The organism is Bradyrhizobium sp. Cp5.3, assembly GCF_000426265.1.
Lineage (GTDB): Bacteria > Pseudomonadota > Alphaproteobacteria > Rhizobiales > Xanthobacteraceae > Bradyrhizobium > Bradyrhizobium neotropicale.
In genome coordinates this window covers 1-2,279 of the sequence record NZ_AUFA01000122.1, presented here as the reverse complement: position 1 = coordinate 2,279, position 2,279 = coordinate 1, and the positions used below count along the sequence as shown (strand labels likewise).

1 protein-coding gene and 1 pseudogene are annotated in these 2,279 nt (G+C 64.9%); both read right to left on the bottom strand.

Translation table 11 applies throughout. The features are described from left to right. Window positions 1-35: 35 nt before the first annotated feature. Window positions 36-812 carry an IS21 family transposase gene (gene istA, locus K289_RS47335; protein WP_245284150.1) on the bottom strand — a complete coding sequence of 259 codons (777 nt, stop codon included), beginning with the start codon at window positions 810-812 and terminating at the stop codon, window positions 36-38. A gap of 596 nt (window positions 813-1,408) precedes the next feature. Next, a pseudogene (locus K289_RS52035) lies at window positions 1,409-2,279 on the bottom strand (hypothetical protein); the annotation flags it as partial.

Below are 2,279 nucleotides of genomic sequence, written 5' to 3'. Positions count from 1 at the left end.
CCCGTCCGGCGCAGCTCACCGCCATCACCGCGCCATCAAAGGAATGAGGTGCAGTATGAAGCGCTCGCCTTATCGCGCGGCTTGCGGGGCCGCGCCGGCATAATGGTGGTGCCGTAATGGGCGGCGAGATCCTGGTAGGTCCGGTTGACGCCTGGCTCGTAGCGGCTCGCCGCCGTCACCCCGGCCTTCAGATTGTCGCAGACGAGCGCCTTCGGCACCCCGCCCAGGAAGGTGAGCGCGTCCACATGGGCGCCGATCCAGTCGGGCAGCGCCTCGCTGAACCGAGCCTGGACGAAGGTGTAATTCGACGCTCCCATGACCGCGACGAAGATCTTGGCGGCGCGGACCTCCCCGGTGAGCCCGTCGAACACCGGCACGGTATCGCCGGCGAAGTCCACGAACAGCTTTTCGCCGGCCGCGTGGGTCTGCCGCATGGTCGCCGTGATCCCGTGGCGCCATTCGACGTAAAGATCGCAGAACCGGCTGTAGCCGTAGCCGTCGGGATGATGGCCGCGATATTCCTCCCACAGCAGCACCAGCGTCACGCCGCGGCGGCGCAGCTCGGCATGGATGTGTCCCCACTCCGGAAGCGGCTTCGACCGCGGTGGGTTGTAGCCGGCCGGCGCGAACAGCTTGCGCTCCAGCGCGCTGTCGTCGAGCTCCTCCGGTATCGGCCAGGTGATGCCGGTCACCGCGGCGCGGCGGACATACTCCGCGATCGCCGTACGGCCGATCCCGACCGATCGGGCAATCACCCGCTCGCTCGCCCCACAGGCATACTTCAGGCGCAGAACTTCTCGAATTTTCCGCATCGGCAATCTCTCGGCGGGCATCAGGCCTCCCATTGCGTGGACCGCAAAAGGAGGACCTTGCCCCGTTCAGACTGCCGACAACGCGCCCCGCCTCACCCTATCAACAGGGTGGCCGCCTTCGTTCGGATTGGGTGGCCGCTTTCGATCGGAATCGGTGGCCGCTCTCCGTCGGAATCGGTGGCCGCTTTGCCTCGGATTCCGCATGTAGACATCAGCGCGCTCCGCCGAACTCGAGGTATGGGACATGGGAGAATCTCCGCGGCCAGCGGAGCAAGCCTCTCTCACTCCCTCAACCGGCCGCCCGATTCCGGCCCTCCTCGTCCTCTCCCGCCGCCCGACAGGGCGGCCGTCTTTGGTTCTGTGCTGTCTCATCATGATGGGGGCTCCCGTTCGGCCGGGGTCCGTCCCCGGCGGCGGAGCAGCCACCTGCGATGCCCGAGAGCGCGACCGCGCACTCGCAGAGCCGAAGCGACAGCGGAGGACGGCGATCAGCCGTTGCGCGGCCGTGCGGGGCATCGCGCGCTCCGACTAAGCCGGGACGGACGCCGGCGAGAGCCATCCGGCGCGGCCACAACATCAGGCCTGGAGTTCTGACGTCAGTTGCCGCGATCGATATCGTCGAGGACAGCCTCGACGCGCGCGAGATCCCGGTGCAGAGCGGAGCGCTGTAGCGAAGACAACCGCTTCTCTTTGAGGGCGGCTCTCGCCTCGTCTGCGGAACGTGCCCACGCTGGCCGGTGCCTGGGGGTGATGCAGGCGTTTGGACAACGTGTCGGTTGGCACAGCACCGTCAGCGGCGTCTTGTTGTCGGCATTGGCTGTCTGCTTAAGGCACAGGGCGGTTCCGGGATCGAAAAAGCAATCCGCAAGCACGCCGACGTGTAGTGTGCGCGCGAGACTGGCGAACATCGTGCGAAGCCGCGCGCGATCTGCAATCATGACCGGAAGGGGGCCAAGTTCTGCCGTTGCAGAATCAAGAGCCTTCGATATGCGCGGCGCGGCTGGCCCGGACAGCGTCGAGCCAGTTTGCCGCTCATCGAAGTAAACCAGTAGGTCATCGAGTTGCCCAAGAGCACGCTGGTTCTCGATCTCGGCGCGAAAGCCGGACTTGCTGGAGCCGGCATAGCCCTCAAAGGCAGCGACGGAGGCATGCTTATACTGGATCATGCCGGCAATCGTGCCGAAAGGACGGTTGGCGATATGCCACGCGATCGTCCGACGAAATTGCCGTGTTGTGATGCGCCAAGGCTTACCTTCGGGGCTGTTGGGAATAACCGGGTCGTTAACCGTGCCGAACAGCTCATCGAGGTGATCGCGATAAAGATTGAGCTGGCGTACGATCTCGGCAGAGAGGTGATCCTTGCATACGGATTTAGCATTACAGTTGTAATTTTTGCCTGAGATGGGCCTTGCGCGCGTTGGCCTGATGGGCCCTGCGCCAGGATGACCATGCGAGGATGTGGGCGTG

Bases quoted from the DNA above. Each gene is read 5' to 3' on its own strand.
- istA (WP_245284150.1), bottom strand. From the start codon at position 812: ATGCGGAAAATTCGAGAAGTTCTGCGCCTGAAGTATGCCTGTGGGGCG.